Consider the following 12,817-nt stretch of genomic DNA (forward strand, 5'->3'; position numbering starts at 1 on the left):
GCGTCAACCCCCTTGACGCAGCGTCAACCCCCCCTTTCCGCGAAGCGGGCCTGGTCAGTGCTGGTAGCCCGTGATGTGGAGCGAGAAGGCCCGCACGCTACCGGTGTCGGAGTCGGCGTTGTCGGAGACGGTGAAGGTCCACTGGCCGTCCACCGGTGTCGTGATGAGCGACGCGAGCGGGTCGGCCGGCTTCCAGGAACCGGTGTAGGGCGCATCGGCGCTCGTGACGCTGGAGAACGCTGACGTGGCCGTGTCGTCGAACACCACCTGGCAGAGGTTGTTGCCGCCACCACCGTTGCGCGAGAACAGCTGGGCGGTCACGCCCGACGGGTTGGTCAGGGTCCCGATGAGGTCGGCGACATAGGTGTGGTCGATGCCCACGGTCGTCGAGCCCACGTCGGCGGAGCAGGCGCTGCCGTCGACCGAGAAGGTGAGTGAGGCGGCATACCCGATGCCGGTGACGGGGAGGCTCACGCTGACCCCGGCCGGGTCGCTGTCCGGGATCGGCAGGGCGGGGCCGCCGTAGACGATGTCGGTCGGTGTGGCGGCGGGCTGACCGATCGACAGCGCGACCGTCGAGGCCGTCGGTGACAGCACGCCGGCGAAGGTCCCGGTGACGTCGAGGGCCAAGGGCTTGCCGACGGGGTAGGTAGAGGCGACGGCGATGGTGAAGCCCTTGCTGACCGTCCCCCCGGCCGGGATCGTTCCGTAGGCCCTGGCCCCGGGGGTGATCGTCACGAGCGGGTCGGTGCTGCGGACCCGGACGCTGACGCCCTGGGCCGTGCCGTCTCCCGAGTTGACCGCCGGGACCGAGAGCGTGCCGCTCTCCCCGGGCTCGAGGAAGGCGTTGCCGTTCCCGGTGGTGGGGGTCACGGTGGCCTTGCCGGCCCGGACGAGCGGCTGTGGCGTGGCCCCCGTGTTGGCGAGCACCCGGTCAGCCCGGATGAGTCCCTTGCCGGACCGGGTGTCGGTGCCCGGCGGGGTGAGGTCGAGTGCGGTGGCGTCGAAGGCGCTGCGGACGAGGGCCGCCGAGGCTCCGGGGTTGCCGGAGAGCACCAGCGCAGCGATCGCGGCGGCGTGTGGAGCTGCCGCCGAGGTCCCGAAGAAGGGGGTGAAGCCCCCCAGGGTGGTGGACACCCCATCGGCCGCGGTGATGTCCGGCTTGGCCCGGACGGATCCCCCGGTCGACGAGGTGTTGCCAGGGGTGATCGGGCTGCCATCGGCGTTGAAGAACACCCGCCGCGGACCATCACTCGTGAGACGTTCCGGCTTCTGGGCCTTGATGAACACGCCGGGGTAGGGGCCGGCCGGGTTGGCGGGGTCACCGGGCTCGAGGTCGAACGGCAGCGGGGCGGCCGCGGGCGCGGCAGCGACGCTGAAGGCGTTGACCGTGGCGGAGTGGCCGCGGGTCACTCCCGGGGTCACATAGGCCTTGAGGCCATCGGTGGAGTCCTTGAAGCGCCCCCGGAACGCGGTCAGCTGGAAGTACTTCGGCGCGCCGGAGAACTTCACGACCGCAAGACGTAGCCCGAAACCGCCGGGCGACTGGAGGAGCTCGAAGGGGTCCTGCGTACCGTTCTGGACGTTCTGCGAGAGCGCGACGACGTTGCCGCTCGCGTCGAACTCGTAGAGGTCGTAGTCGGAGGCAGCGGCGCCGAGGGGTTCGGCCCAGAAGAGCGGGACCGCGACCTGCCCCGACGCGTCGGAGAGCGGCTCGTAGACCTGGACGCCGGGCCCGGGGTCGAAGTCGTGCGCCGCACCGGCGAACTTGCCGACGGATCGACCCGAGTCGACGAAGTCGCCCTCGTAGTTGCCCGAGGTGCCGTCGATGGTGTTGCCCTCGTTGCCGGCCGAGCTGAAGTAGAGGGCTCCGGCGGCGGTCACGACGTTGACCGACTGGGCGATCGGGCCGTCCTGGAACGGGGACTCGTTGTAGTAGATGATGTCGTCGACGATGATGTCGCAGCGCCCGACCGACCGCAGGTCGCGGATGTTCTGGGCGAACGAGGCGTCGCTGGTGAAGGCGGTGGCGAAGCCGAGCGTGGCGTTGGGGGCGAGGTCGTGGATGATCTCGAGCATCGCCGTTCCCTCGTCGCCGGAGCCGGCCTGACCCGGCAGGACGTCGACGGCGGCCGGCAGGTCGCCCGTGGACTGCGCCGCGGCGAGGGAGTCGACCCCGTCGGAGAGGGCGCAGACCTTCACGCCGGTGCCGGTGACCTTGAACCGGGCCCGGGCCTTGTCGGCAGCTTCGGCCTTGTCGCCCTCGGACACGACTATCCCCTGGTCTGTGGGGGCGACGGCCTTCTGCAGGGCGGTGCCGAGCTGCTCCTCGAGCCGGGCGGTGCGCTGCACCTTCGTCTCGGGGGCGATGACCGGCTTCGGCGTCATCCGCGCCGTCAGGGCGCCGACGGGCTTGGCGACCCGTTTCACATCGGTCCAGGACGCGATCGTCGGGACCGCACGCAGCGGCGCCGTGACGATGAGCTGGGCGATCGTCCGGCTGGTCACCACCGCGCCGACGGCGGACAGCCGGGCCAGCAGCGACGGCGTGACGGCAGTGACCGAGACGGCGACCGAGGTGGTGCCCGTCGCGCTGAGGGTCACGCCCGTCTGCAGCCGTGGGGCGACGGCGGCGGTCGCCTTGTCCGTCTGCTGGCGGGTCGCAAGCACCAGGTTGGAATCGAGCTTGCGCTCCGCCGGTGACAACGACGCCTTGATCTTCTGGAGTGCCGTGATCTGCGCACCCGCCGTGGCCGAGAAGTCCTGGGGGGCGGCCGGTCCCGGTGCCGCGGTGGCGACCGCGGTAAGGGAGAGGGTCAGGGTGGCGGTCGCGACGATGGCGAGGGCGCGTGGCGCCCCGCCGATCCGTCCGAGCCGACGTCGGGGGGGGGTCGGGTCATGACCTTTTCGTACGGCATGTCCGCCACCGGGACAAGTCATACTTTGAGGTAGCCCGCCGGTTACGTCCGCATACGTCCGCCGTACACCATAGATCCTGACAATCTGCTGAATCTTTCGTGACCCCTGCGAGATGTTTCCTGCTCGGACGAGTCGGCCGCAGGCGAAGCGATCTCCGCCCGCTCCTACCGCTGACGCAGCCAGCGACCCATCACCGTCCCGTCCTGCTCGACGAGGACGCGCGGGACGAACTGCGAGTCGAGAGAGGGCCCCTGGGTCATCCGCGGTCCCGTCCCGCCGATCGCGAGGGGGGTGATCGACACACACAGCTCATCGACGACATCGGCCTCGATGAGGGTGGCCAGCAGGCTGGGGCCACCCTCGGTGAGGACACGGCAGAAATCGCGTTCGTGCAACCCGGCCACCAGGCTCGCCGGCTCGACGTGGGACTGACCACAGAGCAGGACGTGGTCCGGACCCAGCAGCCGACGAGCATCCTCCAGGCCCGGGGCCGAGGCGTGCGTCGCCATCATCACGCGGCCGGGCTCGGCCCCCTGCAGCGCCTGCGGCACGTGGCCCTGGCCGGTGACCAGGACGATGGGGAGGTCGGGGCCGATCCCGGCGGCGGCGCGCACCGCGGCGAGGTCGGCGGCCACCTCGAGAGGGCCGTATCCCTCCCCCCGTGCCGTCCCCGCGCCGATGACGACGACGTCGCTGAGGGCGCGGAGCAGCTCGAAGACGACGTGGTCGGCATCCGTGTTGACGGAACCGGACCGCCCGTCTGATCCCGTGATCGCGCCGTCGACGCTCATCGCGAAGTTGGCTCGTAGCCAGGCCGGGGTGGTGCGCGGAACGGCATACAGGGCAACGAGTTCGGCGTCGGTGAGGGAGGGGCCGACGGTCGACGACTCCGGGTCGGGCGGGTCGGCAAGCAGCAGGCGCATGGGCCCGAGTATGCCGATGGTGGGCGACGTGCGCACGACTCCTGCTCCGAGCGCGCAAGGACTGCGGCAGGATGACGCCATGTCGAAGAAGTCGCAGAAGTCGGAGAAGATCGCGAAGGTCAAGAAGATCAAGGCGGAGCTGGCCGACCCGGCGGTACCGCTGTCCGAGCACCTGCGCGTCGGCGAGGGGTTCGTGCTCGCCGACCTCGACCCGGGATCGACCCCCGGCTTCGACGACGGCAAGAAGGCGGGGGAGAAGGCGCTATCGAAGCACTCCTCCGACATCGGTGAGTGGCAGGAACGGCTCTTCGCCGAGTCCAAGGGTGGCGGCAACCGCAGCGTGCTGCTCGTCGTGCAGGGCCTCGACACCGCCGGCAAGGGCGGCATCATGCGGCACGTCGTGGGGGCGGCCGACCCGGAGGGCGTGCGGACCACGGCCTTCAAGGCCCCGACCCCGGAGGAGCGCGAGCACGACTTCCTCTGGCGGATCCGCAAGGCGCTGCCCGGTCCCGGCACGATCGGCGTCTTCGACCGCAGCCACTACGAGGACGTCCTCGCCGTCCGGGTCCACGACCTGGTGCCGGAGGCGGAGTGGTCGCAGCGCTACGGCGTGATCAACGACTTCGAGCACGAGCTGGTGGCGTCGGGCACGACGATGGTCAAGGTGATGCTTCACATCTCGAAGGACGAGCAGAAGGACCGTCTCGCCCGGCGGCTGCACCGGGCCGACAAGCAGTACAAGTACAACCCAGGTGACGTCACGGAGCGCCTCTCGTGGGACAGCTACATGGAGGCCTACCAGGTCGCCCTCACGCAGTGCTCGACGGCGGACGCGCCGTGGTTCGTCGTGCCGGCGAACCACAAGTGGTATGCCCGGTATGCCGTTCAGCAGCTGCTGCTCGAGACCCTCACCGGACTGGACCCGCAGTGGCCGGTGATGGACTACGACGTCACGGTTGAGAAGGCGCGGCTCGCGGAGAGCTGAGCTGCGTCTCTGCCTCGTCCTCCGACACGCCGGCCCGTCGCTCGATCCGTCCCGACAGGACCGCGAGCCCGAGCGCGCTGAGAGCGAGCAGCGCTCCGATCCAGCTCGGCGCCGTGTAGCCCAGTCCGGCGGCAATGACGAGGCCCCCGAGCCAGGCGGAGAGGGCGTTGCCGAGGTTGAAGGCCCCGATGTTCACGGCGGACGCGAGCGTCGGGGCGCCGCTGGCCTGGTCGAGGACCCGCTTCTGCAGCGGCGGGACGGTGGCGAAGCCGAGGGCTCCAATGAGGGTGATCGTGACAGCCGCGAGGACCCGGTGGTGGGCGGTCACGGTGAACAGGGCGAGGACCAGGGCGAGCGCCCCGAGTGTGGCGCAGAGGAACGGCATGAGGGCCCGGTCGGCGTATCGACCACCGACGAGGTTGCCGACCACCATCCCCAACCCGAAGAGGACGAGCAACCACGTCACGGCGCCGGGGGAGTAGCCGGCCATCTCGGTCATCATGGGCGCGAGGTAGGTGACCGCGGCGAACACGCCACCGAAACCGAGGACCGTCATCGCCATGGCGAGAACGACCTGGACGTTACGGAAGGCCTGCAGCTCCTCGCGCAGGGCCACCTGCTCCTGGCGTGGCAGGGGCGGCACGACCAGTGCGACGCCAGCGAGTCCGACGACACCGAGCATCGCCACCAGCGCGAAGGTCGTGCGCCACCCGAACGACTGGCCGACCCAGGTCCCGAGGGGCGCACCGACCACGTTGGCGACCGTGAGGCCGGTGAACATCATCGCGATGGCGCCCGCGCGCTTCTTCGGTGCCACCAGCTCCGCGGCGACGACGGCACCGATCCCGAAGAAGGCTCCGTGGGCGAAGGACGTGACGATCCGGCCTGCCACCATGACGAGGAAGGTGGGGGCCGCCGCGGACAGGAGGTTGCCGACGACGAAGACGCCCATCAGGAGCATGAGCATCGTCTTACGCGAGATCCGGGTGCCGAGCAGGGTCATGACCGGCGCTCCGACGAGGACGCCCAGGGCATAGCCCGTGACGAGCCAGCCGGCCGTCGGCACGGAGACGCCGAAGGTGCCCGCGACGTCGGGGAGCAGACCGATGATGACGAACTCGGTCGTCCCGATGCCGAAGGCACCGATGGCGAGGGAGAGGAGTGCGAGGGGCATGTCGACCTTCCGGGGCGGGCGAAGACTATGTGCGGCGACAATAGTTGTGAACGCGGGCTAATGCAACCGCCTGATATCCTGTGGTGGACGCACGACGAGAGGACCAGACGATGGCGGCGACGGACCCGGCCCTGACGGCGATGGCCGACGGATGGTGGGCGCTTTCTGCGCTGCACGGCAGCATCGAGAGCCGGATCGAGCGCGCACTGCAGGACGCTCACGACCTCAGCGTGCGGGAGTTCTCCCTGCTCGAGGTCCTCGGTCGGCAGCACGACGGCGACGGCGGTCACCTCCAGATGAACCAGGTCGCACAGGCCGTCGTCCTCAGCCAGAGCGCCACGACCCGCCTCGTCACCCGTCTGGAGGAGCGCGGGCTGCTCTCGCGCTACCTCTGCCCCACCGACCGGCGCGGGATCTACACCGACGTCACGCCGGCCGGCAACCGGCTGCTCGAGCAGGCCCGCCCCGTCTATGACACCGTCTTGCGGGATGCCCTCGACGAGGCCCGGCAGCGGGTCGAGTTCACGCCGTTGGTGCGAGCCATCAAGGACTCCTCGCGGCGGATCGACCGGACGCGACGGAGCTGACGGGGGACGCACCGGCGCCGACGGGCCAGCAGGCCCTAGGTTGGGGGCCGATGACGCGAGGAGGCGGGAATGGCTGAGCCCACGGGGGTCGTGTTCCCCGAGCTCGAGGACACCGGTGGCAGCGGCAGCACCGGCAAGGGTGTCGCCGCTGGCCGGCGGAGCACGTCCGCCCTCGGACGAGCCGTCGTCGGCGACGCCCTTGCGGCGGTGGACGCCGTCGGGTCGGCCGCGGTCACCCGCGAGACCAACTGGCGGCAGGGCTACCTCGGGCACTTCCGGAGGCTCGTCGAGGCGGGGTTGACGACCGAGCAGGCGGCCGTGGACATCGCGCGAGCGGGCCTGTCGTCATTGCACGCCCGTATGCGGGTGGTCACCCCGGAGGGCGAGCGGGCGCTCGGGGAGACGTTCTCCGGACCGACGCCAGGCCCTCCGCTCGACAGCGTGGTCATCCAGGGTGAGGGGCCGCGACGCGACGAGCTGAGCCTGCCCTTCCGCGGCGGTCGCCTGACCGGTGCGGCGCTGCTGAGACAGCTCGACGACTGGGTCGCACGCGGCATACTGGAGCCGTCGGCCGCGGACGCCGTGCGGGTCGTCGTCGCCGAGCCGGAACGGCTGCGTCTCGAGAACCGCCGCGTCGTGGTGCTCGGCGCCGGCGCCGAGATGGGGCCCCTGCGCGCGCTGCTGTCCTGGGGCGCCGACGTGGTCGCCGTCGACCTGCCCCGCCCCGACATCTGGGAGCGCCTGCTGCCGGTCGCCCGCGAGTCCGCGGGTCGGTTGACCCTGCCCGTCGCCGCCGGGACAGCCAACGAGTCGACGCGTACCGATCGCGCGGGGGCCGACCTGCTGCACAGCCTGCCGCTGGTCGCCGACTGGCTCGAGACGCAGGAGGGTGGGCTCGTCCTCGGCAACTACGTCTACGCCGATGGCTCCACCAACGTGCGCGTCGCCACGGCCGTGGACGCCCTCACCGTCGAGCTGCTGCGTCGCCGGGCGGGTGAGGTCTCACTGGCTTTCCTGGCCACCCCCACCGACGTGTTCGCCGTCCCGGGAGACGCGGTCGCCCACTCCGGGCGGGCCTACGACGGGGCGGGGAGCCTGGTGCGGCTTGCCCGGCCGGCGGCCCGGGCCCTCAGCGCCGGCCGGCTGCTCCGGCGCAACTACGCCCCGGGTTCGGTGCCCGGCATCAACGACAGCCTGGTACCGCAGCAGGGGCCGAACTACGCTCTGGCCAAACGACTTCAGCGCTGGCGGGCCACCGCGGTGCGACGCGACGGGGTCGAGGTGTCGCTGAAGATCGCGCCCCCCACGCGCACCCGGTCGGTGCTGAAGAACCGGGCTTTGGCGGCGGCCTACGCCGGGGCCCACCGCTTCGGCGTCGAGGTCTTCGAGCCGGCGACGAGCAACACCCTGATGGCCGCGCTGCTCGTCCACGAGCTCACCTCGCCTCGGCCACCGCTGCGGCCGCCGTGGCAGGAAGAGGCCGACGCGGCCGTGCACGGCGGGCTGTGGCGTGGTCCCTACGACCCTCGCAGTGCGCTCGGGCTCGCGGTGGTGCTCGGCCTGGGGTCCGCGCGCACCTGACGGGCCTCGACGAGCGGCTGACGGCGGGCGGCTTGGGCGGCCCAGGTGGAACCGTTCTCGCGCCGACCGCCCCGTTATCGGGTCACCCGATGAAGGAATCGCAGTCCATTCGACAAGGGGACGCTTCCGGGGGGAACGATTCTCGCCCGGACCGCCCCTTTATCGGGTCACCCGATAAAGGGACCGCGGTCGATTCGACAAGGGGACGCTTCCGGGGGAACGATTCTCGCCCGGACCGCCCCTTTATCGGGTCACCCGATAAAAGGACCGCGGTCGATTCGACGACATGGGGTGCGCGGCCCGGTCTCAGAGGCGGAGGAGGTCGTGCGGCCGATGGTTGAGCGGGTCGACGCCGTCGTCGGTGACGACGACGATGTCCTCGATCCGGGCTCCCCAGCGACCGGGGACGTAGATGCCGGGTTCGACGCTGAAGACCATGCCGGCCTCGAGGAGCAGGGTGTTGCCCGTGACGATGTAGGGCTCCTCGTGGACGTCGAGCCCGATACCGTGGCCGGTTCGGTGGATGAAGCGGTCGCCCAGGCCGGTGGCGGCGATGATGTCCCGGGCCGCGGCGTCCACCGACTCGGCGGTGACTCCCGGGCGGACCCCCGACACCGCGGCGGCCTGCGCCTCCTGCAGCACCGCGTAGGTCGCGATGACGTCCGGGTCGCGGGGCTCGCCCATCGAGTAGGTGCGCGTGGAGTCGGAGCAGTAGCCGTCGGGCGTGGGGCCGCCGATATCGATCACGACGACGTCCCCCTCCTCGATGACCCGTGCGGACAGGCTGTGATGGGGACTCGCGCCGTTGGGACCGCTGCCGACGATGACGAAGTCCGCACGGGCGTGGCCCTCCTCGACGATCGCGGCGGCGATGTCGGCCCCGACCTCGTCCTCGGTCCGCCCTGTGCGCAGCCACTCGCCCATCCGCGCGTGGACGCGGTCGATGGCCGCGCCGGCCGCACGCAAGGCCTCGATCTCGGCGGCGTCCTTGCGCATCCGCAGCTCGCGGACGATCGGTCCGGCCAGGACCTGCTCGGCGTCGGGCAGGGCGTCCCGCAGCGGCAGGAGGTGGAGCGCGGGCGTCGCGTCGCTGACCGCGACCCGCTCCGCGGCGCCCAAGAGGTGTGCGACCGCGGCATACGGGTCCTCGCCGTCGACCCAGGTCCTGACCACGACGCCGAGCTCGGCCAGCGGCAGGTCGGCGAATCCCGGCGACTCGAGCTCCGGGACGATGAGGGTCGGCGGCCCCTCGACAGGAAGGACGAGGGCCGTCAGGCGCTCGTGGGACCCGCCGACCCGGCCGAGGAGATAGGTCAGGTCGGACCCGGGGGAGACGACGAGCCCCGTTGTACCTGCTGCCTCCCGGACCCGTTCGAGGCGTCGGCGCAGGACAGCCGCATCGGGTGCGGGGGCCTGCCGGTTGCGTCGTGACATGGACGGCAGCCTAGCCAGCCGGAGCTTCTCGCCCGGCCCGGACCCGGGGTCGGTCAGCCGGCGGCGAACGCCCGGTCGACGAGGCCGGCGGAGTGGCCCGCGAGGTCACCACCCTGGGTCCCGAAGGTCCACCCGTGGTCGGCGCCGAGCCGGCTGGCGAGGAAGGCCTCGGCGACCGGGGTGGGGGAGTGGCGCACGACCAGGGACGCCTGGAGGACGAGGGCGAGGTCCTCGACGAGTCGGCGAGCCCCGAACTGGATCTGCCCGGCGTCCTGTGTGGTGATGTCCTGGACCTGCGCGAGGACCCGGTCCATCGCCTCGTCGAGCCGGCGGTCGACACCTCGAGCAAGGGTGACCTCCTTGGCGAACGCCTCGACGGCCTGCGGCTCGCGCGTCACCGCACGGACGACGTCGAGGGCGTTGACGTTGCCCGAGCCCTCCCAGATCGAGTTCAGGGGCGCCTCGCGATAGAGCCGGGCGAGCCCGTTCTCCTCGACGAAACCGTTGCCGCCCAGGCACTCCAGGGCCTCGGCGACCATCGGCGCGGTGCGCTTGCAGACCCAGAACTTCCCCACGGCCACGGCCAACCGCGAGAAGGCTGCATCGCCCTCGTCCACGGCGTGGGCCAGGCGCGTGCCGAGCAGCGATGCGGCCTCGGTTTCGAGGGCGAGATCGGCGAGCACCGCTGTCATCAGCGGTTGCTCGACGAGTGGGCGGCCGAAGGCGTGGCGGTGCCGAGCGTGGTGGACGGCGCGCACGAGCGCCTGCCGCATCGTCGCCGCCGATCCGAGCACGCAGTCCAGCCGGGTGGCCGAAACCATGTCGATGATCGTCCGGACCCCACGGCCCTCGTCGCCGAGGCGCGATCCCCAGGTGCCGTCGAGCTCGACCTCCGACGAGGCGTTGGACCGGTTCCCCAGCTTGTCCTTGAGTCGTTGCAGCGCAAAGGGATTGCGGCTCCCGTCGTCGAGGATGCGCGGGACGACGAAGCAGGTCGGACCCGCGTCGGTCTGGGCGAGGACGAGGAAGACGTCGTTCATCGGCGCGGAGGTGAACCACTTGTGCCCGGTCAGTCGATAGGTGTCGCCGGGCAGCGGCCCCCCGGGGGTCGCGACCGCGCGGGTCGTGTTGGCCCGCACGTCGGAGCCGCCCTGCTTCTCCGTCATCCCCATCCCGGCCAGGGCGCCGACCTTCTCGGAGACCGGCCGCAGCCCGGGGTCGTAGCGGCGGGAGGCGAGCCGCTCGAGCCACACCGCGGCGAGGGTGGGGTCGGACTGCAGGGCCGGCGCGGCGGCATACGTCATCGAGACCGGGCACCCGTGCCCCGCCTCCGCCTGGCTCCAGACCATGAACCCGACGGCCCGGCGCAGGTGCGCGCCCGACCCCGGCGGCCGCGTCCAGGGCTCGGCGGTGAGGCCGGCGCCGACCGCGACCGTGAGCAGCTCGTGCCAGGCCGGGTGGAAGTCGACCTCGTCGATCCGCTCGCCGGTGGGGGAGTGGGTGCGCAGCACGGGGGTGTTGCGGTCGGCCTGGTCGCCCCAGAGCCGGGCCTCGGCACTGCCTGCCCGGGACCCGAGATGGTGCAGCTCCGGCACGTCCGTGGGGGAGCCCCAGCGGTCCATCGCCTCACGCAGCACGGGGTCGCTGCCGAAGACGTCGTATGCCGTGAGGGGCGGGACCTGGTTGGTCACCTCGTGCGTTGCCACGGTTCGAAGACTACGACGTGGGGCCGCGTCGGAAAGGTGACCGTCACCACGCTCACCGTGTCCGCACGCTGCATTCGTAGGTCTCCTCTCTATCGTGGTCTCCGATGAGCACCAAGGCGAGGATCCGCGAGCGACTGGACACGGTCCGGGGCGCGACGACCGCTGTCCGCCTGGTGATCGAGACGATCCGGGCCTGCCTGCGCTACCGGGTCACCGGGCTGGCTTCCGAAGCGGCGTTCTTCATGCTCCTGTCTCTCCCCCCGCTCGTCCTCGGGCTGTTCGGTGGTGTCGGCTACATCGGGCGCGCCCTCGGCACGGACGAGGTCGCCGAGATCGTCCAGGCGATCCGGCTGTATGCCGCGAAGTTCCTCACCCAGGAGAGCATCACCCGGGTGCTGCTGCCGACCGTGGCGGACGTCTTCAAGCAGGGGCGCTTCGAGCTGGTGTCGATCGGTTTCGTCCTCGCCCTGTGGTCCGGCTCGCGGGCGCTCAACGTGTTCATCGACACCATCGCGATCATGTACGGCCAGAGCGGGGTCCGCGGCATCGTCGGCACGCGGGTGCTGTCCTTCTCGCTCTATCTCGGCGGTCTCGGCTTCGGTGCGATCATCATGCCGCTGCTCCTGATCGGACCCTCGCTCATCGAGGGGTGGCTCCCCGGGAACCTCCGCTTCCTCGTCCAGCTCTATTGGCCCGTGGTCGTCCTCGCGACCGTGGCCACGCTGACCACGCTCTTCCACATCGCCACCCCGAGACGGGCGGCCTGGTGGCGCGACACGCCCGGCGCCGTGCTCGCCCTCATCATCTGGGTGCTCGCGTCCTTCGTGGTGCGTGGCACCGTGGGCGCCTCGCTGGGTGGCACCTCGATCTACGGGCCGCTCTCCGCGCCCATCGTCGTCCTCATCTGGCTCTACTCCCTGGCCATCGCCATCCTCATCGGGGCGGCCCTCAACTCGGCCACCCGGGTGATCTGGCCGGTCGAGCTGCGTGACAGCCGGGAGGCGCGGGCTGCGGCGTGGGTGCGTCGGCGGCTCCGACGCGGGGGTTCGAGCGCCGCAGACCCACCCTCGAGCCCGAAGAAGGAGCCACTGTCCGAGCCGGCGGCCGAGCAGCGCGCCCTCGACGCGCAGTACCTGGACGAGGCCTGGGAGGAGGAGGTGCCGTCTGCTTCCCGAGCGGATGTCCCGTCGGGGCGGGCGACGTCCTGACGCTCGCTGGACCGTGTCCGCGGCGGTGGCCGCGTGGCCCCGGAGGACACCTGTGGTTTTGGAAACGTGCCCGGAATCCGCTACTGTCTACCAAGCATCGAGCGGGGAAGTTCCACCGCTGATGTTTCCGCGGACGTAGCTCAGTTGGTAGAGCGCAACCTTGCCAAGGTTGAGGTCGCCGGTTCGAGCCCGGTCGTCCGCTCGGAGGTTCGACGCCTTCACGGTGGAGTGGCCGAGAGGCGAGGCAGCGGCCTGCAAAGCCGCGTACACGGGTTCAAATCCCGTCTCCACCTCAAGATC

General features: G+C 71.1%; 9 protein-coding genes and 2 tRNA genes. 6 read left to right on the forward strand and 5 right to left on the reverse strand.

Going from position 1 to position 12,817, the window contains the following annotated elements:
- Positions 1-54 precede the first annotated feature (54 nt).
- The gene (locus tag Q0R63_RS23675; RefSeq protein WP_295702718.1) at positions 55-2,940 is read right to left on the reverse strand and encodes a S8 family serine peptidase; all 2,886 of its coding nucleotides are present in this window, start codon (positions 2,938-2,940) and stop codon (positions 55-57) included.
- 143 nt (positions 2,941-3,083) lie between these two features.
- The gene (locus tag Q0R63_RS23680; protein ID WP_295702720.1) at positions 3,084-3,878 is read right to left on the reverse strand and encodes a dihydrofolate reductase family protein; all 795 of its coding nucleotides are present in this window, start codon (positions 3,876-3,878) and stop codon (positions 3,084-3,086) included.
- A 43-nt stretch (positions 3,879-3,921) separates the two neighbouring features.
- Between Q0R63_RS23680 and Q0R63_RS23685 the strand changes: the two genes are divergently transcribed.
- Positions 3,922-4,827 carry a PPK2 family polyphosphate kinase gene (locus Q0R63_RS23685; protein WP_295702722.1) on the forward strand — a complete coding sequence of 302 codons (906 nt, stop codon included), beginning with the start codon at positions 3,922-3,924 and terminating at the stop codon, positions 4,825-4,827.
- Here Q0R63_RS23685 and Q0R63_RS23690 read toward each other — a convergent pair.
- Positions 4,793-6,001: an MFS transporter gene (locus Q0R63_RS23690; protein WP_295702724.1), complete on the reverse strand. Its 1,209-nt coding sequence runs from the start codon at positions 5,999-6,001 to the stop codon at positions 4,793-4,795. The genes Q0R63_RS23685 and Q0R63_RS23690 overlap by 35 nt on opposite strands.
- Positions 6,002-6,084: 83 nt before the next feature.
- Between Q0R63_RS23690 and Q0R63_RS23695 the strand changes: the two genes are divergently transcribed.
- Together Q0R63_RS23695 and Q0R63_RS23700 are read left to right on the forward strand one after the other, a co-directional pair.
- The gene (locus Q0R63_RS23695) at positions 6,085-6,588 is read left to right on the forward strand and encodes a MarR family transcriptional regulator (RefSeq protein ID WP_366521203.1); all 504 of its coding nucleotides are present in this window, start codon (positions 6,085-6,087) and stop codon (positions 6,586-6,588) included.
- 69 nt (positions 6,589-6,657) lie between these two features.
- Complete coding sequence (locus Q0R63_RS23700; RefSeq protein WP_295702726.1) at positions 6,658-8,169, forward strand: hypothetical protein; 1,512 nt, start codon at positions 6,658-6,660, stop codon at positions 8,167-8,169.
- Between the two features lie 306 nt (positions 8,170-8,475).
- Here Q0R63_RS23700 and Q0R63_RS23705 read toward each other — a convergent pair whose 3' ends face one another.
- Together Q0R63_RS23705 and Q0R63_RS23710 are read right to left on the reverse strand one after the other, a co-directional pair.
- Complete coding sequence (locus Q0R63_RS23705) at positions 8,476-9,603, reverse strand: Xaa-Pro peptidase family protein (protein WP_295702728.1); 1,128 nt, start codon at positions 9,601-9,603, stop codon at positions 8,476-8,478.
- Positions 9,604-9,656: 53 nt separating this feature from the next.
- Positions 9,657-11,309, reverse strand: coding sequence for an acyl-CoA dehydrogenase family protein (locus tag Q0R63_RS23710; protein WP_295702730.1), 1,653 nt, complete (start codon positions 11,307-11,309; stop codon positions 9,657-9,659).
- 104 nt (positions 11,310-11,413) lie between these two features.
- Here Q0R63_RS23710 and Q0R63_RS23715 point away from each other — a divergent pair, with 104 nt between their 5' ends.
- The 3 genes from Q0R63_RS23715 to Q0R63_RS23725 all read left to right on the forward strand — a co-directional run bounded on the left by Q0R63_RS23715 (position 11,414) and on the right by Q0R63_RS23725 (position 12,810).
- Positions 11,414-12,517: a YihY/virulence factor BrkB family protein gene (locus Q0R63_RS23715; RefSeq protein WP_295702732.1), complete on the forward strand. Its 1,104-nt coding sequence runs from the start codon at positions 11,414-11,416 to the stop codon at positions 12,515-12,517.
- A gap of 129 nt (positions 12,518-12,646) precedes the next feature.
- A tRNA-Gly gene (locus Q0R63_RS23720) sits at positions 12,647-12,719 on the forward strand.
- A 20-nt stretch (positions 12,720-12,739) separates the two neighbouring features.
- A tRNA-Cys gene (locus tag Q0R63_RS23725) sits at positions 12,740-12,810 on the forward strand.
- Positions 12,811-12,817: the final 7 nt, after the last annotated feature.

It is taken from the genome of Lapillicoccus sp., assembly GCF_025353065.1.
In the GTDB taxonomy this organism is placed as follows: Bacteria; Actinomycetota; Actinomycetes; order Actinomycetales; family Dermatophilaceae; genus Lapillicoccus.

Excerpts from the sequence above, each read along its gene's own strand:
- Q0R63_RS23700 (WP_295702726.1), top strand. The coding sequence starts at position 6,658 with ATGGCTGAGCCCACGGGGGTCGTGTTCCCCGAGCTCGAGGACACCGGT.
- Q0R63_RS23705 (WP_295702728.1), bottom strand. The coding sequence starts at position 9,603 with ATGTCACGACGCAACCGGCAGGCCCCCGCACCCGATGCGGCTGTCCTG.
- Q0R63_RS23690 (WP_295702724.1), bottom strand. The coding sequence starts at position 6,001 with ATGCCCCTCGCACTCCTCTCCCTCGCCATCGGTGCCTTCGGCATCGGG.
- Q0R63_RS23675 (WP_295702718.1), bottom strand. The coding sequence starts at position 2,940 with ATGACTTGTCCCGGTGGCGGACATGCCGTACGAAAAGGTCATGACCCG.
- Q0R63_RS23685 (WP_295702722.1), top strand. The coding sequence starts at position 3,922 with ATGTCGAAGAAGTCGCAGAAGTCGGAGAAGATCGCGAAGGTCAAGAAG.
- Q0R63_RS23715 (WP_295702732.1), top strand. The coding sequence starts at position 11,414 with ATGAGCACCAAGGCGAGGATCCGCGAGCGACTGGACACGGTCCGGGGC.